Annotated in this window: 14 protein-coding genes and 1 pseudogene; 4 read left to right on the top strand and 11 right to left on the bottom strand. The window is 53.9% G+C overall.

The window, feature by feature from the left end:
• Window positions 1–2: 2 nt before the first annotated feature.
• Window positions 3–1,508 (bottom strand): CoA-acylating methylmalonate-semialdehyde dehydrogenase, encoded by a 1,506-nt coding sequence (locus tag HCH49_RS00405; protein WP_221701971.1) that lies wholly within the window; start codon window positions 1,506–1,508, stop codon window positions 3–5.
• Between the two features lie 292 nt (window positions 1,509–1,800).
• On the opposite strand from HCH49_RS00405, the gene HCH49_RS00400 reads away from it, so the two are divergent.
• The gene (locus HCH49_RS00400) at window positions 1,801–2,634 is read left to right on the top strand and encodes a MurR/RpiR family transcriptional regulator (RefSeq protein ID WP_123923540.1); all 834 of its coding nucleotides are present in this window, start codon (window positions 1,801–1,803) and stop codon (window positions 2,632–2,634) included.
• Between the two features lie 736 nt (window positions 2,635–3,370).
• On the opposite strand, the gene HCH49_RS00395 is transcribed toward HCH49_RS00400, so the two are convergent.
• From HCH49_RS00395 to guaB, 4 genes are all read right to left on the bottom strand, one after another.
• Window positions 3,371–4,054, bottom strand: coding sequence for a RelA/SpoT domain-containing protein (locus HCH49_RS00395; RefSeq protein WP_221701970.1), 684 nt, complete (start codon window positions 4,052–4,054; stop codon window positions 3,371–3,373).
• A gap of 1 nt (window position 4,055) precedes the next feature.
• A complete protein-coding gene (locus HCH49_RS00390) occupies window positions 4,056–5,153 on the bottom strand; it encodes a ParA family protein (protein WP_221701969.1) in 1,098 nt (365 codons plus the stop codon).
• Window positions 5,154–5,422: 269 nt separating this feature from the next.
• On the bottom strand, window positions 5,423–7,000 hold the full coding sequence (guaA, locus tag HCH49_RS00385; protein ID WP_033146195.1) for a glutamine-hydrolyzing GMP synthase: 1,578 nt from the start codon (window positions 6,998–7,000) through the stop codon (window positions 5,423–5,425).
• Between the two features lie 67 nt (window positions 7,001–7,067).
• A complete protein-coding gene (gene guaB, locus HCH49_RS00380; RefSeq protein WP_023333022.1) occupies window positions 7,068–8,534 on the bottom strand; it encodes an IMP dehydrogenase in 1,467 nt (488 codons plus the stop codon).
• Between the two features lie 158 nt (window positions 8,535–8,692).
• Here guaB and xseA point away from each other — a divergent pair, with 158 nt between their 5' ends.
• From xseA to HCH49_RS00365, 3 genes are read left to right on the top strand one after another with little or no spacing between them, the layout of a single operon-like run.
• Window positions 8,693–10,066: an exodeoxyribonuclease VII large subunit gene (gene xseA / locus HCH49_RS00375; protein WP_221701968.1), complete on the top strand. Its 1,374-nt coding sequence runs from the start codon at window positions 8,693–8,695 to the stop codon at window positions 10,064–10,066.
• A gap of 58 nt (window positions 10,067–10,124) precedes the next feature.
• Window positions 10,125–11,144 (top strand): M4 family metallopeptidase, encoded by a 1,020-nt coding sequence (locus HCH49_RS00370; protein ID WP_221701967.1) that lies wholly within the window; start codon window positions 10,125–10,127, stop codon window positions 11,142–11,144.
• Window positions 11,145–11,495: a protealysin inhibitor emfourin gene (locus HCH49_RS00365; protein ID WP_006811517.1), complete on the top strand. Its 351-nt coding sequence runs from the start codon at window positions 11,145–11,147 to the stop codon at window positions 11,493–11,495. It abuts the gene before it with no gap.
• Here HCH49_RS00365 and HCH49_RS00360 read toward each other — a convergent pair.
• The 6 genes and pseudogenes from HCH49_RS00360 to hisS all read right to left on the bottom strand — a co-directional run bounded on the left by HCH49_RS00360 (window position 11,492) and on the right by hisS (window position 18,283).
• Complete coding sequence (locus tag HCH49_RS00360) at window positions 11,492–11,713, bottom strand: zinc ribbon domain-containing protein (protein WP_058841764.1); 222 nt, start codon at window positions 11,711–11,713, stop codon at window positions 11,492–11,494. The genes HCH49_RS00365 and HCH49_RS00360 overlap by 4 nt on opposite strands.
• Window positions 11,714–11,768: 55 nt before the next feature.
• Window positions 11,769–13,300 (bottom strand): annotated as a pseudogene (locus HCH49_RS00355) (peptide MFS transporter).
• A 300-nt stretch (window positions 13,301–13,600) separates the two neighbouring features.
• Window positions 13,601–15,073 (bottom strand): ribosome biogenesis GTPase Der, encoded by a 1,473-nt coding sequence (der, locus tag HCH49_RS00350; protein ID WP_023308811.1) that lies wholly within the window; start codon window positions 15,071–15,073, stop codon window positions 13,601–13,603.
• A gap of 112 nt (window positions 15,074–15,185) precedes the next feature.
• Window positions 15,186–16,364 carry an outer membrane protein assembly factor BamB gene (gene bamB / locus HCH49_RS00345; RefSeq protein WP_032659420.1) on the bottom strand — a complete coding sequence of 393 codons (1,179 nt, stop codon included), beginning with the start codon at window positions 16,362–16,364 and terminating at the stop codon, window positions 15,186–15,188.
• 10 nt (window positions 16,365–16,374) lie between these two features.
• Complete coding sequence (locus HCH49_RS00340) at window positions 16,375–16,995, bottom strand: YfgM family protein (RefSeq protein ID WP_033146211.1); 621 nt, start codon at window positions 16,993–16,995, stop codon at window positions 16,375–16,377.
• Window positions 16,996–17,008: 13 nt separating this feature from the next.
• Complete coding sequence (hisS, locus tag HCH49_RS00335; protein WP_032622984.1) at window positions 17,009–18,283, bottom strand: histidine--tRNA ligase; 1,275 nt, start codon at window positions 18,281–18,283, stop codon at window positions 17,009–17,011.
• Window positions 18,284–18,318: the final 35 nt, after the last annotated feature.

Genomic DNA, 18,318 nt, shown 5'->3' with positions numbered 1-18,318 from the left:
TGTCAGCCCAGCGTCGGCATGGAGAACGCAGCGCCTGTCTCCTGCTGCATTTCCGGCCAGCGCGCGGTGATGGTTTTCATTCGGGTGTAGAAGCGCACGCCGTCGCTGCCGTGAACGTTGAGCGCGCCAAAGATGGAACGCTTCCAGCCGCCGAAGCTGTGGAACGCCATCGGCACCGGGATCGGCACGTTGACGCCCACCATGCCCGCCTGCACCTCTTCGCAGAAGCGGCGCGCGCAGCCGCCGTCGCGGGTGAAGATCGCCGAACCATTACCATATTCATGGCGGTTAATCAGATCCACCGCGCTGGCGTAATCTGCTACGCGCACCACAGAAAGCACCGGGCCGAAGATCTCTTCTTTATAGATGGTCATCTCCGGAGTGACGTTATCGAACAGCGTCGGCCCGACGAAGTAGCCCTGCTCGTGGCCCTTCACGCTGAAGCCGCGACCGTCCACGCGAAGTTTCGCTCCCTGCGACTCGCCGCTGTCGATGTAGCCCAGCACCTTGCTGCGGTGTACGGAGGAGATGAGCGGCCCCATTTCGTTTTCCGGCGACTGGTCCAGGCCGGGCCCGACGCGCAGCGCTGCAATCTGTTTCTCCAGCCGGGCGCAGAGGTCATCGGCGGTTTTATCCCCCACCACCAGCACCACCGAGAGCGCCATGCAGCGTTCGCCCGCCGCGCCGTAGGCCGCGCCCATGATGGCGTTGGTCGCCATCTCCATGTCGGCGTCCGGCATCAGGATGCAGTGATTTTTCGCGCCGCCCAGCGCCTGGCAGCGCTTTCCGTGGGCGGACGCGGTCTGGTAAATGTATTCCGCAATCGGCGTGGAGCCGACAAAGCTCACCGCCTGCACGCGCGGGTCGGTCAGGAGCACGTCAACGGACTCCTTATCGCCCTGCACCACGTTGAACACGCCGTCCGGCAGGCCGGCCTCTTTCAGCAGCTGCGCCAGCGCCAGCGCCAGGGAAGGATCTTTTTCCGACGGCTTCAGCACGAAGGTGTTGCCAGTCGCCAGCGCAATCGGGAACATCCACATCGGCACCATCGCCGGGAAGTTAAACGGGGTGATCCCGGCGCAGACGCCGAGCGGCTGCATCAGCGAGTGGCTGTCGACGCCGGTACCGACGTTCGCCGAGTGTTCACCCTTTTGCAGATGTGGGATGCCGCAGGCAAATTCTACTACTTCCAGGCCGCGGGTCAGTTCGCCCACCGCATCGGAGAAGACCTTGCCGTGCTCTTCGCTGATGATGCGGGCCAGTCGCTCCATGTTCTCTTCCAGCAGCGCCTTGAAGCGGAACATCACGCGCGCGCGCTTAAGCGGAGCATGGCGCGCCCACGCCGGAAACGCCTGCTGCGCGGCGGCAATCGCCTGCTCCGTTTCCTGCGCCGTACTCATCACCACCTGGCGGATCTGCTCGCCGGTGGCCGGGTTGAAGATCGCCTGAACGCGCTGGCCTGAACCGGTGACACATTCGCCGTGAATAAAATTCGCTACCGTCTCCATCCTTAACCTCTCGCTGTTGATACGTGACTGTTAACTGAACACTGTGTACTGAACACTATATATGAAACAAATATTCCATTTTAAGTTGAAATAAAATAAATGATGATTATTGTGATCAAGGATGGATTTTTATGTTAACAGCCAACAACACTGACGCAGCGTGCGCTATTAAGGGATTTCGGGCGAGGAAATGACTGAAGTTTCTGTTTCATTTTTGCTGCCAGATGGATGGCCGACATTTAAAAGACGCGGTTTTGCGTTTAGAATCATAAGACTGTATTTGGGGGATAACATGACGACAGCAACCAGCCTGAACGAACTGCAGCAGCAAATCCGCGATCGCTACGATAGCCTGAGCAAGAGGCTGCAGCAGGTCTCCCGCTACGTGCTGGATAACACCAACAGCGTGGCCTTTGATACGGTTGCCGTCATTGCCGAGCGCGCCGACGTGCCGCCCTCGACGCTGATCCGCTTTGCCAACGCCTTTGACTTCACCGGCTTCAACGAAATGAAACAGCTGTTTCGCATGAACCTGGTGGAGGAGACCGCCAGCTACAGCGACCGCGCCCGGCTGTTTCGCGAGATGGAGAGCGAGGCCGTGCCGGAAACGCCGCTCGATATCCTGCAGGAGTTTGCCCGCTCGAACGCGCAGGCGCTCCAGCAGCTGGCCGCCCGCGCCGAACCGGAAATGCTGGAGCGCGCGGTACAGCTGCTGGCCGACGCCGACACCATCTACATCGCCGGACTGCGCCGCTCCTTTAGCGTCGCGGCCTACCTCACCTACGCTCTGAGCCATCTGGAGTGCCGCCCTATCCTGCTCGACGGGATGGGCGGCATGCTGCGCGAGCAGATCAGCCGCATTAAAGCGCGCGACATCGTGGTGTCGATCAGCTTCTCACCGTACGCGGAAGAGACGGTGATGGTCAGCGAAACCGCCGCCAGCGTCGGCGCGCGGCAGATCGTGATTACGGACAGCCAGATCAGCCCGCTGGCGACGTTCAGCGATCTCTGCTTTGTGGTGAAAGAGGCGCAGGTGGACGCGTTTCGCTCCCAGTCGGCAACGCTGTGCCTGGTGCAGTCGCTGGTGGTGGCGCTGGCGTATCGGTTGGGTGGGAGAGAAAATTAGTTATCGTTAATTTTGATCACACCCTTTGAAATTTTCTTGTGTGTATCCTGCCCATCACTCAACAATAAGAGTAAATGTATTGAAGTATTCAAACATGTGTAAAACAATCTTTCCTTCAGTAATTGAAGCGGTTTTCCCTTTGTCAGCGAGGCCAACACCTCCATAGGTTTTCAAGTCAATACGGAAGGGGCGATTCTCAATATGATCACAGCGATGCAGAACAAAATCTGCTGGTTTTCATTATGTTTAATAAAAATCATTAGGTTGTTAAGTTTGATTGTTTGAATGAATAGATGAAAAGCTGAAGCATTAGATAGTCGCGCTGATATTGCCAAAAATATGATAAGTATTCTTTCGTAATAAAATTAAAAGAACATTAAATCTGTCCATTGAGAAGATTAACAGGAGAGCAAAGATAATGCACAACGATAAGTCATGAGTATTGCATATGAGAGGAATAGCATTTTACTAGACTAGTAAAAACCAAAATAATTTGAAGACTGCAAGAAAATGCTGATGAGCTTCAGATAAATATGCCACCACCAAGTCTAGCCTAGTAATATTAGGTGAGTTTACAAGAACTATTTTAAAACATTAAACAAGTTGATATAAATGACATTAGATAATTGCATAGCATGATGAGAACCAGTAAAAATTTATAACCTCTATTTTTTAATAGATAGAGGTTATAACTATATACCATACTACTCGTGTAATCCATTGAATTTTTAAACTATTATTTTTGTAACTTATTTAATTCATATATCGAATCAGATAGTCTTGTTCCAGCGCCAACAACTCTAGCTAAAACTTTAAGTTGTTCCTGTACAACTTTGCTTTCAGATTTCTCAGGGTAATTAAAAGAATGATCAATCTCTCCCCAGACCTCTTCAAAAAGAGTACGAACTTGAACCTCGCAAGTAATATCGCTATCGGCTCTAGGTTTGAAAACATAGTGTACACTAGTATAAAAGCTATCTTTTAACTTAGGTGCTACTCCAAGACGTTCAAATAATTTCGAATATTCAGGATCCCATGTATAAGCCTTGGGTGCTTCATAGAGTGCTAACTCACCCGAATCGACGTACTTCATCAAGGCTTTATGGATTTCCTCAAACTGACCTATATAGAGATGAAGAATTCTTATTCCACATATATCAGTAATTCTTTGTTTTATGTTATCACAAGTTATTGGTCCCTTTCGTTCTCCAAGAGGCAGTGAAAGGTCTTCTTGATTTTTCCTTTCTATTTTGCTTTTTAAGTGTTCTAAATCTTTAAATCTTGTTTTATAACTATGTACTAATTTTTTAAGTTCAGGGTCTCTTTTTATGTATGATAAAAACTTATCATGGAGTAATTCATATGAATGAAGATCATTCTTTATACAGCTTATTGCATCCTCGTTTAATTTATCATCCATTTTATAAAAGCTCCAATCTATCCAATACATCCTGAGCTAACTTAATATAGCCAGCCCTAGTACCATAATAATCTTTCGAATTTCCTTTTATCGTTCCTTTTTCCTCTTGCAAATTAGGTAAGTCAGGAACCTTCCACATAGGAGCTTTGTATTTTTGAGCCATCGTTGGGAGAGTTCCATGACCATGGATAACAGAGTTTTCCCCCATAGAGGTTTCAAAATAATCCTTACCATTATTGAGTAAGCAATTTTGTGGAACATATTTTTTTATTGTATCAGGAATTTTTCTTGCGAAATTATAATGGGCCAAAGCTACATTCAGCTCATTCGGCGCATCTGAACGTTTTTTTGCATTATAAATTGTATAACCTAAAAGTTTCACAAAATCATTAGGGAAGTATTTTCTCTTGCTATCTGAAAGCAAAGAATACATAGTTGTAAATTCTTTATACCAAACTGAAAGTGCATTACCTATATTTCTAATACCATAATCGGAGAACATATCAGGTGCACAAGGAATAATAATTGCATCCGCACTTGATATTATTACTTTGTTTAAAGCGCCTAAACTAGGTGAAGTATCTATGAGCACAACATCATAACCAAATTTATTAGTATACTCCTCACAAATCTTTCTAATAGAAGTCACAATTCTGACTGCTTGCGGCTCTCCGAGAAAAGCTTCACTCCAATGTTTAGCTAGTTTATTCTCAAAAAGGTGCAGCGTTAACCTGCCTGGAATTAAGTGTAAATTATCTCTTAGGCAAACAGGTGATGATAATATATTTTCATCAGACTCACCATCTTCAATGGGTTTCAGCAAATAGTGAATTGAATGATTTCTTTCATGAAAAGCTTTAAAATCCTGTCTTTCGACCTTAGATTTCGCAGCTTTATAATCATTAATGAAATCATCTTCGCAGTTCCAAATCTCTTCTAATCGCTCTTCCGTAACACCATATAACGTTAGATTTGATTGAGGATCCAAATCAATCAAGAGTACTTTTTTACCTTTTTCAGCTAATGCAGCACCTAAATGATAAGTCAAAGTGGACTTACCTACACCGCCCTTATTATTAAAAACTGAAATTATTTTCATATATATTCCTTTTATAAATAAAATCGATCCTGATAATTCTTTTCGCTTCTTGCCAGATTAACTTTTCAATAAAACTATATACAGACGCAAGAGTCAACAACTTATTTAAGCGCAACCTCAATCTTATAACTATAAACAAAAAAAGAAAGTAATGATATCTACAAATTTATGAAAGAATCACCGCTGTTAATTCATTTTGGTTATTAATCTTTCTTATTAAAGAAAAAACCCGCATAAATGCGGGTTTTGGCGCTAACTTAAAGGGTGGCTTATTCCCACTCAATCGTAGCCGGTGGCTTACCGCTGATGTCATACACCACGCGGGAAATACCATTCACTTCGTTGATGATGCGGTTAGACACGCGGCCTAAGAAGTCATACGGCAGGTGCGCCCAGTGCGCGGTCATGAAGTCGATGGTTTCCACCGCACGCAGGGAAACAACCCAGTCGTACTTACGGCCATCGCCCATCACACCGACGGAGCGAACCGGCAGGAACACGGTGAAGGCCTGGCTCACTTTGTTGTACAGGTCAGCTTTGTGCAGCTCTTCGATGAAGATAGCGTCCGCGCGGCGCAGCAGGTCGCAGTACTCTTTCTTCACTTCGCCCAGCACGCGCACGCCCAGACCCGGACCCGGGAACGGGTGACGGTAGAGCATGTCGTACGGCAGACCCAGTTCCAGACCGATCTTACGCACTTCGTCTTTGAACAGCTCGCGCAGCGGTTCAACCAGGCCCATCTTCATCTCTTTCGGCAGGCCGCCCACGTTGTGGTGAGATTTGATGACGTGTGCTTTACCGGTTGCGGAGGCCGCAGACTCGATCACGTCAGGGTAGATAGTGCCCTGCGCCAGCCACTTCACGTCTTCCAGCTTCAGCGCCTCTTCGTCGAATACTTCCACAAACACGCGGCCGATGATTTTACGTTTGGCTTCCGGATCGTTCTCGCCTTTCAGCGCGTCCAGGAAGCGCTGCTCGCCTTCCACGTGAATGATGTTCAGACCGAAGTGGTCGCCGAACATGTCCATAACCTGCTGGGCTTCGTTCAGACGCAGCAGACCGTTGTCCACGAAGACGCAGGTCAGGTTTTTACCGATGGCGCGGTGCAGCAGCATCGCGGTCACGGAGGAGTCCACGCCGCCGGAGAGGCCGAGGATCACTTTGTCATCGCCAACCTGCTGGCGGATACGCTCAACGGCGTCGTCGATGATTTTTGCCGGGGTCCACAGAGCTTCACACTGGCAGATGTCGCGAACGAAGCGCTCCAGCATGCGCATACCCTGACGGGTGTGGGTCACTTCCGGGTGGAACTGTACGCCGTAGAAGCGTTTTTCTTCGTTCGCCATGATGGCGAACGGGCAGCTTTCGGTGCTGGCAACGGTCACGAAGTCAGACGGGATGGCGGTAACTTTGTCGCCGTGGCTCATCCACACGTCCAGCAGCGGTTTGCCGTCTGCGGTCAGGGAGTCTTCGATACCGCGCACCAGCGCGCTGTCGGTGACGACTTCTACCTGTGCGTAGCCAAACTCGCGCTCGTTAGAGCCTTCTACGTGGCCGCCCAGCTGCATTGCCATGGTCTGCATACCGTAGCAAACGCCGAATACCGGCACGCCAGCTTCGAACACGTACTGCGGCGCGCGCGGGCTGTTCTCTTCGGTGGTACTTTCCGGGCCGCCGGACAGGATGATGCCGCTTGGATTGAATTCGCGAATCTGTGCTTCCGTGACATCCCACGCCCACAGCTCACAGTAAACGCCCAGTTCACGTACGCGACGCGCCACCAGCTGAGTGTACTGAGAACCGAAGTCCAGGATGAGAATGCGATGTTTATGAATGTTTTCCGTCATTGACGCTAATTCCGAGGCAAGTGAAACAAAAACAGAGCGCCCGGCAGAAGCCGGGCGCGGAAACTTATCAGGAGCCCAGACGGTAGTTCGGGGACTCTTTGGTGATCGTCACGTCGTGAACGTGGCTCTCCTGGATACCCGCACCGCTGATGCGTACGAATTCCGCTTTAGTACGCAGCAGGTCAATGGTACCACAGCCGGTCAGACCCATACAGGAGCGCAGGCCGCCCATCTGCTGGTGAATGATCTCTTTCAGACGGCCTTTATACGCTACGCGACCTTCGATACCTTCCGGCACCAGTTTGTCAGCGGCGTTATCGGTCTGGAAGTAACGGTCAGAGGAGCCTTTGGACATCGCGCCCAGGGAGCCCATACCGCGGTAAGATTTGTAAGAACGGCCCTGGTAGAGTTCGATTTCGCCCGGGGATTCTTCGGTACCGGCCAGCATGGAGCCTACCATTACGGCAGCTGCGCCCGCGGCGATCGCTTTGGCGATGTCGCCAGAGAAGCGGATACCGCCGTCAGCGATAACCGGAATACCGGTGCCTTCCAGCGCTTCAACCGCGTCAGACACGGCGGTGATCTGCGGAACGCCCACGCCGGTGACGATACGGGTAGTACAGATGGAGCCAGGACCGATACCCACTTTCACCGCGCTGCAGCCAGCGTCAGCCAGCGCGCGAGCGCCTGCGCCAGTGGCCACGTTACCGCCGATGATCTGCAGATCAGGGTATTTGGCACGGGTGTCGCGAATACGTTGCAGAACGCCTTCGGAGTGGCCGTGAGAGGAGTCAATCAGCAGGACGTCAACGCCAGCAGCAACCAGCGCGTCAACGCGCTCTTCGTTACCGGCGCCAGCGCCAACCGCAGCGCCAACGCGCAGACGGCCATGCTCGTCTTTACAGGCGTTAGGCTTACGTTCTGCTTTCTGGAAATCTTTAACGGTGATCATGCCGCGCAGGTGGAAGCTGCTGTCAACAACCAGCGCTTTTTCAACGCGTTTTTCGTGCATTTTTGCCAGCACCACGTCGCGGGTTTCACCTTCGCGAACGGTGACCAGACGCTCTTTTGGCGTCATGTACACGCTAACAGGCTGGTTCAGGTCAGTCACGAAACGCACGTCACGACCGGTGATGATACCGACCAGTTCGTTCTCTTCGGTCACCACCGGATAACCGGCGAAGCCGTTACGTTCGGTCAGGGCTTTCACTTCGTGCAGCGTGGTGGTTGGCAGAACGGTCTGTGGGTCAGACACGATGCCGGATTCATGTTTCTTCACGCGGCGAACTTCTTCCGCCTGACGTTCGATAGACATGTTTTTGTGAATAAAGCCAATGCCACCTTCCTGTGCCAGGGCGATAGCCAGGCGCGCTTCAGTCACGGTGTCCATTGCCGCAGAGAGCATAGGAATGTTCAGGCGAATGGTTTTCGTCAACTGCGTGCTGAGATCGGCAGTATTCGGCAGAACAGTGGAGTGAGCGGGAACGAGGAGGACGTCGTCAAACGTCAGTGCTTCTTTAGCGATACGTAGCATGGGCAATATCTCTGACCTGGGTGGTTAAATATTGCCGTGGCATTATACAGAGCGTAACCGATTGCATCTACACTTTTTTATAAAAAAGCTTGCGATTGCCTCTCAGCAGGTTACTATCGACTGAATAACTTGCTGATTTAGAATTTGATCCCGCTCACATGTTATCCTCTCAATCCCCCTCAATTTATACCGTCAGCCGCCTGAATCAGACGGTGCGTTTGCTGCTTGAGCAGGAAATGGGGCAGGTCTGGATCAGCGGTGAGATCTCTAACTTCACGCAGCCGTCCTCCGGTCACTGGTACTTTACCTTAAAAGACGACACCGCCCAGGTGCGCTGCGCGATGTTCCGCAACAGCAACCGTCGCGTGACGTTTCGTCCTCAGCACGGCCAGCAGGTTCTGGTTCGCGCCAATATCACCCTGTATGAGCCGCGCGGCGATTATCAAATCATCGTCGAGAGCATGCAGCCTGCAGGTGAAGGCCTGCTGCAGCAGAAGTATGAACAGCTAAAAGCCAGGCTCTCTGCCGAAGGGCTGTTCGACCAGCAGTACAAAAAACCGCTGCCCTCCCCCGCCCACTGCGTTGGGGTCATCACCTCGAAAACCGGTGCGGCACTGCACGATATTTTGCACGTGCTGAAGCGTCGCGATCCTTCCCTGCCCGTCATCATCTACCCGACCGCCGTTCAGGGTGACGATGCGCCGGGCCAGATAGTTCGCGCCATTGAGCTGGCGAACGCCCGTCAGGAGTGCGACGTATTAATCGTCGGGCGCGGCGGCGGCTCGCTGGAAGACTTGTGGAGCTTTAACGACGAGCGCGTGGCGCGGGCAATCTTTGCAAGCCTTATCCCCGTGGTGAGCGCCGTCGGCCACGAAACTGACGTAACGATAGCCGATTTTGTCGCGGATCTGCGCGCGCCTACGCCGTCCGCGGCGGCGGAAGTGGTCAGCCGGAACCAGCTGGAGCTGCTGCGTCAGATTCAGAACGGCCAGCAGCGTCTTGAGATGGCGATGGACTACTTCCTTGCCAACCGTACCCGCCGCTTTACCCAGCTTCATCATCGTCTTCAGCAGCAGCACCCGCAGCTGCGTCTGGCGCGTCAGCAGACCGTGCTGGAGCGCCTGCGTCAGCGCATGAGCTTTGCGGTGGACGCGCAGCTCAAGCGCGCGGTATCGCGCCAGCAGCGCGTAACCCAGCGCCTGAATCAGCAGAACCCGCAGCCGAAAATTTATCGCGCGCAAACGCGGATCCAGCAGCTGGAGTATCGTCTGGCGGAAACTGTCCGGGCGCGCCTGAGCACCACCCGCGAACGTTTTGGCAATGCGGTGACCCATCTTGAAGCGGTCAGCCCCCTCTCCACGCTGGCGCGCGGCTATAGCGTGACAACGGCGACGGACGGCAAAGTGCTGAAGCAGACCAAACAGGTGAATACCGGCGATGTGCTGACGACGCGTCTTTCAGACGGCTGGGTAGAAAGCGAAGTGAAATCAATTAAACCGGTGAAAAAGACGCATCAGCGTAAAACCGGATAATTCCTCGCCGGTTACTTACTATACTGCTGCTATTCCCTTTTTTAATAAGGAGAGCAGCATGCCCCATCTTCATAGCGTTATTCCCCCTTATATTCTTCGTCGTATTATCGAAAGCGGTTCCGAGCCGCAGCAGCGCTGTGCCCGTCAGACCTTAACCCACGTCCAGACGCTGATGGCCCACATGCCCGGCAAACCCGCCGCGCCGCACGTGAATAAAGCCGGGCAGCTGGAGCGCGATATTTACGACGCGAAGCATACCCAGGAGCTGCCGGGTACCCAGGTGCGTTACGAAGGCCAGCCATCGAACGGCGATGTGGCGGTGGATGAAGCCTACGATTATTTAGGTATTACCCATGATTTCTTCTGGAAAGAATATCAGCGCGATTCGCTCGATAATAAAGGGCTTATTTTGACCGGCACCGTTCACTATGGCCGGGAATATCAGAACGCCTTCTGGAACGGTCAGCAGATGGTATTTGGCGACGGCGACGGGGAAATATTTAACCGCTTTACCATCGCCATCGACGTGGTAGCGCACGAGTTGAGCCACGGCGTGACCGAGACCGAAGCCGGGCTTATCTATTTTGAACAGTCGGGCGCGCTGAACGAGTCTCTGTCGGACGTGTTTGGCTCGCTGGTCAAACAGTACCATCTGAAGCAAACCGCCGATAAAGCAGACTGGCTCATTGGTGAAGGGTTGCTGGCGAAAGGGATCAACGGCAAAGGGCTGCGCTCAATGTCTGAACCCGGCACCGCCTATGACGATCCCCTGCTCGGCAAAGACCCGCAGCCTGCGCACATGAAAGATTTCATTAAAACGCGCGAGGATAACGGCGGCGTGCACCTGAACTCCGGCATCCCCAACCGAGCATTTTATCTGGCCACGACGGCGATCGGCGGCTACGCCTGGGAAAAAGCGGGTTATGCCTGGTACGACACGGTTTGCGATCGCAAACTAGCGCAGGATGCGGATTTTGAGGCCTTCGCAAAGCTGACGATCGCGCACGGAGAGAAACGCTCCGGCAGCGACGCTGGTGCGGCCATTAAACAAGCCTGGGAACAGGTGGGAGTGTTGTAAATGCAGGTTCCGGAACTGACGGATGACGCCGTGGTTGAGCTGGCCCGGGAAGGCGGCGTCGCTTTTATTCCCAAGCTGAGCGGACAGCGCACCATCGCGCTCTCCTCGCTCAATGAGGCCCAGCGCCAGCGCCTGGTGAGCATCCTGGAGCAGGCTTTTCCACGCGGTCAGCCGCCGGGGCAAGCCTCTTCACCCGGCAGCGGCGACCAGCGCTATTTCCGCATCCAGATTATCTGGACCGGGCAAAATCAGGCGCACTACGCCGATATCATCGTGCTGGTGCCCGAGCAGGAAGCCCCCGAGTCGCTGGTCGAGCTGTGGCAGAAAGGCGAAGGCTGCGTCTGCGATTAACCTTCGGCCCGAACAAACTCCACGCGTTTTTTAGAGATAAGACCGTGGCCGTTCTGGCAGAAATAGTCCACCGCACCGCAGGCTTTTAATACCTGGAGTGGCTGATGGCACTCCGGGCAACGGGCTACAAGCGCAATATCTTTATTACAGCTGTCGCAGTGCGCTACGCCGTTCTGGGACTCCAGCGGTGCCTGGCATTCCGGGCAGGTAATCGACATATTCTCTCCTGTTGGGTTTTACCGGGGCATAACGCCGCCCCGGCAAGACCGAGCTTTATGAGGCGTTAGCAGCCGGTTTAGTCTGCGCATTTTCCAGCATGCGGCGCACCGGAACAATAAGGACGATCAGTACCGCGGCACAAATCAGCAGCGCGATGGAGCAGCGAGCAAAGAGATCCGGCAGCATATCCAGCTGGTCGGCCTTCACGTGACCGCCAATCAGGCCCGCCGCCAGGTTACCCAGAGCGCTGGCGCAGAACCACAGCCCCATCATCTGGCCGCGCATTCTTTCCGGCGCAAGCAGCGTCATGGTCGCCAGGCCAATCGGACTCAGGCACAGTTCGCCTAGCGTCAGCATCAGGATGCTGCCCACCAGCCAGAACGGCGACACGCCCGCTCCAGCGCTGCTCAGCACGTTCTGTGCCGCCAGCATCATCAGGCCAAAGCCTGCCGCCGCGCACAAAATACCAATAACGAACTTGGTGATGCTGCTCGGACGAATGTTTTTGCTCGCGAGCTTCGGCCATGCCCAGCTAAACACCGGTGCCAGCAGGATGATGAACAGGGCGTTGATTGACTGGAACCACACCGCCGGGATTTCAAAATCGCCAATCATGCGGTTAGTGTAGTCGTTGGCAAACAGGTTAAACGAGGTTGGCTTCTGCTCAAACGCGGACCAGAAGAACGCCGCTGAAATCAGCAGAATAAAGCAGACCAACAGCCTGGCGCGCTCTTTACGGTTCAGCCCCGCAAAGACAAACAGATAGCAACGGACGCCGCAATCACGTAGACCAGCACGCTGGCTACCGCGACCGGGTTAATCACAATCACGCCCTGCGCAATCAGCGTCACGATCGTTGCCACGCCAGCCGCCAGCGCCAGCAGCCAAACGCCCACGCCGTTACGCTTCACCACCGGGCTGTTCCAGGTAGAGTCGAGGCCGACTTCGCCGTCATAGCGTTTCATTGCCGGAACGGCAAACACGCGGAAGATAATCAGCGCCACCAGCATCCCGATACCGCCTATACCAAAGCCCCAGTGCCAGCCGTGGGTTTTGATCAGCCAGCCGGAAATCAGCGGCGCGATAAACGAGCCCATGTTGATGCCCATATAGAACAGCGAGAAACCGCCGTCACGACGCGCGTCGCCTTTTTTATACAGGGTGCCGACCATCACCGAGATACAGGTTTTGAACAGCCCTGAGCCAAGCACGATGAACATCAGGCCGATAAAGAACAGGTTGTTCCCCATCACCGCAGAGAGCGCGATCGACAGGTGGCCGAGCGCAATCAGGATCGAACCGTACCAGACGGCTCTCTGCTGACCGAGCCAGTTATCGGCCAGCCAGCCGCCCGGCAGCGCGGCCAGGTACATGGTACCGGCAAAGATACCGACAATCGCCGAGGCGTTTTCACGCGCCAGGCCCATCCCGCCGTCATAGACGGTGGCGGCCATAAACAGGATCAGTAACGGACGAATGCCGTAAAACGAGAAACGCTCCCACATCTCGGTGAAGAACAGGGAACCGAGCGGATACGGATGGCCGAAGAACGTTCGGCTCTCTTTTTGATTAACAGTGGATTGCATAATTCTCCCGAAAGGTATGTCGTCGTGCTTGTAAACACCAGCAGGTACGCCGGCCAGTTACGTATCTGGCCGATTTTTTACATGCGGCGAAAAGTTAGTTAACCATTTGATAACCAGGCGCTAGTTTTGTCTAGTACCAGACCCTGGACTTTAAGATGAAAATTCGACGATTGTCTACTTTCTTAGATTTAAACTTGGTTAAAAGTGAATAGTGATTGACTTCACACAGAGAAAACCGGCGGTATGATTTGGCAAAAAAAAGCCCGCGATAAACGCGGGCTTTCGTGAGGCAGGTAAAGATTATTTGCTTTTCTTAATATGCTTAATCAAGCGCTTACGCTTACGCATCTGGTTTGGCGTCAGGGTGTTGCGCTTGTTGGCAAACGGGTTTTCCCCTTCCTTGAACTGGATACGGATAGGCGTGCCCATTACGTCCAGCGATTTACGGAAGTAGTTCATCAGATAGCGCTTGTAGGAATCCGGCAGGTCTTTCACCTGGTTGCCGTGAATTACTACGATTGGCGGGTTGTAACCACCGGCGTGGGCATATTTCAGCTTCACGCGACGGCCGCGCACCAGCGGCGGCTGATGGTCTTCAGCAGCCATATTCATGATGCGGGTCAGCATCGCGGTGCTCTGACGACGGGTGGAGCTGTCGTACGCTTCACGCACGGATTCGAACAGGTTACCCACCCCGCTGCCGTGCAGCGCAGAGATAAAGTGCACGCGGGCGAAGTCGATAAAGCCCAGACGGAAGTCGAGGGTCTCTTTCACCTGCTCGCGCACTTCATTGCTCAGGCCATCCCACTTGTTGACCACGATAACCAGTGAGCGCCCACTATTGAGGATAAAGCCGAGCAGAGAGAGATCCTGATCGGAGATACCTTCGCGTGCGTCGATGACCAGCAGCACTACGTTGGCATCTTCGATCGCCTGCAGGGTTTTGATAACGGAGAATTTTTCCACCACATCGGTGATTTTCCCGCGCTTACGCACCCCGGCGGTGTCGATGAGGACATACTCGCGCTCGTCGCGCTGCATAGGGATGTAGATACTGTCACGGGTGGTGCCCGGCATGTCGTAAACGACCACGCGCTCTTCACCCAGAATACGGTTAGTAAGCGTAGACTTACCTACGTTTGGACGACCCACGATGGCCAGCTTGATCGGCAGATCCTGCGGGTTGAAGTCGTCTTCAGGCTCTTCTTCGCCCTCTTCTCCGTCTTCAAACTGCGCCCAGTATTCAGCGTCTTCGTCCACTTCTTCCGGCGGGTTTACTTCGTCAACCCACGGCAGCAGAACGGTTTCCAGCAGGCTGGTGACGCCACGGCCATGCGATGCCGCAATCGGGTAGATTTCACCCAGGCCCAGAGACCAGAAATCCGCGACGGCCTGATCGGCATCGATACCGTCAGTTTTGTTCGCCACCAGGAAGGTCGGCTTTTCGCGTGAACGCAGGTGTTTGGCAATAGCGGAGTCCGCCGGCATCAGGCCAGCGCGCGCATCCACCATAAACAGCACCACATCCGCCTCTTCAATCGCCAGCAGCGACTGTTCCGCCATGCGGGTTTCAACGCCGTCTTCTGTGCCGTCAATACCACCGGTATCAATACAGATGAACTCGCGTCCTTCCACCTCTGCACGACCGTACTTACGGTCACGCGTCAGCCCCGGGAAATCCGCAACCAGCGCATCACGGGTGCGTGTTAAACGGTTAAAAAGAGTGGATTTTCCAACGTTAGGGCGCCCGACAAGCGCGACCACAGGTACCATGTTTGAAGCCTCATAAAATTCAAAATAACGTCGCTTTCGCGGCGTTTTTAAAAATGTCAAAACGGCTCCTGAGTGAACAGGAGCCGTTTAGTATACTACAACCGCCGGGTAATTAACGCGTGATCGCGTACAGCGTGCCGTCTTTTGCCTGAATCAGCAGTTTGCCGTCGGCCACAACCGGATCGGTCAGGAAACCAGAACTGTCGACTTTTTGCTGTGCAACAAAGCGGCCGTTATCCGGATCGATCCAGTGCATATACCCTTCGCTGTCGCCAACCACCAGGCTACCGTTGTACAGTGCCGGAGCAGTCAGCAGACGGTGCAGCAGATCGCTTTGCGTCCACAGCGTCACGCCGCCTTCGGTGCTCAGCGCCAGCAGACGGTCGTTCTGGTCAACCATATAGATGCGGTTGCCCTCAACGATGAAATCGTTCACAGAGCCCAGCTCACGTTTCCACATGATTTGGCCGCTGCGCAGATCCATCGCGGTCAGGTTGCCGTTATAGGCCAGCGCGTAAACCACACCGTTAACGATGACCGGCGTTGTGTCTACGTCGCTCAGACGGTCAATTTCCGTTGAGCCAGTGGCCTGAGAGATACGCTGCTGCCAGATCATCTGGCCCTGCTGCATCAGCACTGCGCTCACGCGACCGTTGTCACCGCCCACAATGGCAGCACCAAATGCGGTAGCCGGTGCGGATTCGCCGCGCAGAGAGAGCGCAGGCATATCCAGGTTAACGGTCCATTTCACCAGACCGTCAGCTTCGTTCAGCGCCTGCAGCTGGCCGTTGCTGGTATGAATCAGCACCAGGCCGTCGCTCACCACCGGGCGAGACAGGGATTCACCCGCTACGGTTGTTTGCCAGGCAATAGAACCGTCGCTGCTGTTCAGCGCGTAAACCTGCGCTTTTTCGCTGCCCACGTAGACATGGCCACCGGCAACGGTCAGACCGCCAGACAGCAGTGCAGGTTTACGGGAGAACCAGCCGTCTTTTTCCGCCAGGTTAACGGACCATACTTCCTTCCCGTCATCGGCGTTCACCGCTTTCACGGTACCTTTGCGGTCAGCGGCATAGACAACGCTGTCTGCATACGCAGGATGAAGGTTGGAATAGAAATCACCAATCCCATTGCCCACGGAGACATCCCACGCGGTGGATGGGGTAAACTGGTTTTCAACCGTCGGCAGTGGGGACATTTTCACAACGTCTTCTTCGCCACTGAACAGTGAACAACCACTCAATAACGTAACAGAAAGCAGTCCTGGCAGAAGTAATTTACGCAATTGCATCGGGTCCCTCTCAGACGGACAAATTATTTATTTTCATCTGCATCATTTCGCTCAGCGCAGGTGAAGCATTGCTCTCTACGCCAGCTTGCCACGCTTTACGCGCGCCCGCTTTGTCACCTTTGCTCAGCAGTGCTTCACCGCGCAGATCGGCAACGATGGCAGCAAAACCTTCGCCTTTGATGGTATCAAGCGTTTTCAGCGCATCGTCAGCTTTTTTCTGCTGAACCTGAATACGTGCCAGGCGCAGATTGATCACCGCTTTCAGGTTCTCATCGCTGGCCGCAGCAAGGCTCTGCGAGAGCTGTGCAGCGGCTTTATCCAGTTCGTTCTTATCAACGTACTGCTGAGCCACTTCCAGCGCAGCCAGTGCACCGTAGGTGTTTTTGTTGTCAGCCGCAAATTTTTCTGCCGCCGTCAGCGTTTGCGGCTGATCGGCACGAATTGCGCTAACGGTATTTTCATAGGACAGGGACGCGCCGCGCGCGGAATCCGCCTGATGATTGTTCCAGTAACGCCAGCCTACCAGCGCACCGACACCTAAAATAACCCCAACAACCAGCGCTTTGCCGTTTTCAACAAAGAAGCGCTTAATCGCGTCGACCTGATCGTGTTCGTTCTCGTAAATTTCCACGCAGTCCTTCTCCTTAGCCCAATAGAGTGCGCAAGTGCGCCGCAACGCCGTCCTGCGTTACCGTTGTCTGCTCACCAGAGCGCAGGTCCTTCACCACCACTTCGCCGTTAGCCACTTCGGACTCGCCCAGCACCAGTGCAATACTTGCGCCCCACTTATCGGCACGAGCAAACTGTTTTTTAAAGTTGCCGCCGCCATGGTTGGTCATCAGCTTAACGCCCGGCAGCGCATCGCGCACGCGTTCGGCAAGCTGCATTGCCGCAGACTGCGTTTCCGCGCCTGAAGCTACCAGGTATATATCGACAACGGAATCTGCTTTAAATTCCGGATTAACTGCCTGAACCAGCAAAACAAGTCGCTCAAGGCCCATCGCGAAGCCAACAGCAGGGGCTGCGCGACCGCCAAGCTGCTCAACCAGACCGTCATAACGGCCGCCCGCACATACGGTGCCCTGAGAACCGAGGCTGGTGGTCACCCACTCAAACACGGTACGGTTGTAGTAGTCCAGACCGCGCACCAGGCGCTGGTTCACGGTATAGGCGATGCCTGCCGCTTCAAGCAGCTTGCACAGGCCCGCGAAGTGTTCGCGAGATTCTTCATCCAGGTAGTCACCCAGCGCAGGCGCATCGTTCAGCAGTGCCTGAACATCCGCGTTTTTGGAATCCAGAACGCGCAGCGGGTTACTGTACATGCGACGCTTGCAGTCTTCGTCCAGCTTCTCTTTATGCTGTTCCAGGAACGCCACCAGCGCATCGCGGTAGTTAGCGCGTGCTTCCAGAGAACCGATAGAGTTCAGCTCAAGGGAAACGTGATCGGCGATACCGAGGGCGCGCCACCAGCGGGCGGTCAGCATAATTAGCTCAGCGTCGATGTCCGGGCCCTGCAGGCCAAAGACTTCCACCCCCAGCTGATTGAACTGGCGATAACGACCTTTCTGAGGACGTTCGTGGCGGAACATCGGGCCGATATACCACAGGCGCTGCTCCTGATTGTACAGAAGACCATGTTCGATGCCGGCGCGTACGCAGCCCGCCGTACCTTCCGGACGCAGGGTCAGGCTGTCGCCGTTGCGGTCCTCAAAGGTGTACATCTCTTTTTCAACCACGTCGGTGACTTCACCGATCGCGCGTTTGAATAACGGGGTCTGCTCTACAATCGGCAAACGGATTTCGCTGTAACCGTAGCTGCCGAGCACCTGCTTCAGTGTGCCTTCAATGCGCTGCCAGATGGCGGTTTCGCCAGGCAGATAATCGTTCATGCCGCGGATGGCTTGAATGTTTTTTGCCACGTTTATTCTCTTTCTATATACAAAAAAAACCCAAA

The organism is Enterobacter sp. Y17 (assembly GCF_019730495.1).
Taxonomy (GTDB): domain Bacteria; phylum Pseudomonadota; class Gammaproteobacteria; order Enterobacterales; family Enterobacteriaceae; genus Enterobacter; species Enterobacter asburiae_B.
Note: the sequence above shows the minus strand (reverse complement) of the source record. Positions and strands in the feature narration are given on the sequence as shown.

What these genes read in the sequence shown, in the direction of transcription:
- HCH49_RS00405 (WP_221701971.1), bottom strand. Translation starts at nt 1,508, where the DNA reads ATGGAGACGGTAGCGAATTTTATTCACGGCGAATGTGTCACCGGTTCA.
- HCH49_RS00400 (WP_123923540.1), top strand. Translation starts at nt 1,801, where the DNA reads ATGACGACAGCAACCAGCCTGAACGAACTGCAGCAGCAAATCCGCGAT.
- HCH49_RS00395 (WP_221701970.1), bottom strand. Translation starts at nt 4,054, where the DNA reads ATGGATGATAAATTAAACGAGGATGCAATAAGCTGTATAAAGAATGAT.
- HCH49_RS00390 (WP_221701969.1), bottom strand. Translation starts at nt 5,153, where the DNA reads ATGAAAATAATTTCAGTTTTTAATAATAAGGGCGGTGTAGGTAAGTCC.
- guaA (WP_033146195.1), bottom strand. Translation starts at nt 7,000, where the DNA reads ATGACGGAAAACATTCATAAACATCGCATTCTCATCCTGGACTTCGGT.
- guaB (WP_023333022.1), bottom strand. Translation starts at nt 8,534, where the DNA reads ATGCTACGTATCGCTAAAGAAGCACTGACGTTTGACGACGTCCTCCTC.
- xseA (WP_221701968.1), top strand. Translation starts at nt 8,693, where the DNA reads ATGTTATCCTCTCAATCCCCCTCAATTTATACCGTCAGCCGCCTGAAT.
- HCH49_RS00370 (WP_221701967.1), top strand. Translation starts at nt 10,125, where the DNA reads ATGCCCCATCTTCATAGCGTTATTCCCCCTTATATTCTTCGTCGTATT.
- HCH49_RS00365 (WP_006811517.1), top strand. Translation starts at nt 11,145, where the DNA reads ATGCAGGTTCCGGAACTGACGGATGACGCCGTGGTTGAGCTGGCCCGG.
- HCH49_RS00360 (WP_058841764.1), bottom strand. Translation starts at nt 11,713, where the DNA reads ATGTCGATTACCTGCCCGGAATGCCAGGCACCGCTGGAGTCCCAGAAC.
- der (WP_023308811.1), bottom strand. Translation starts at nt 15,073, where the DNA reads ATGGTACCTGTGGTCGCGCTTGTCGGGCGCCCTAACGTTGGAAAATCC.
- bamB (WP_032659420.1), bottom strand. Translation starts at nt 16,364, where the DNA reads ATGCAATTGCGTAAATTACTTCTGCCAGGACTGCTTTCTGTTACGTTA.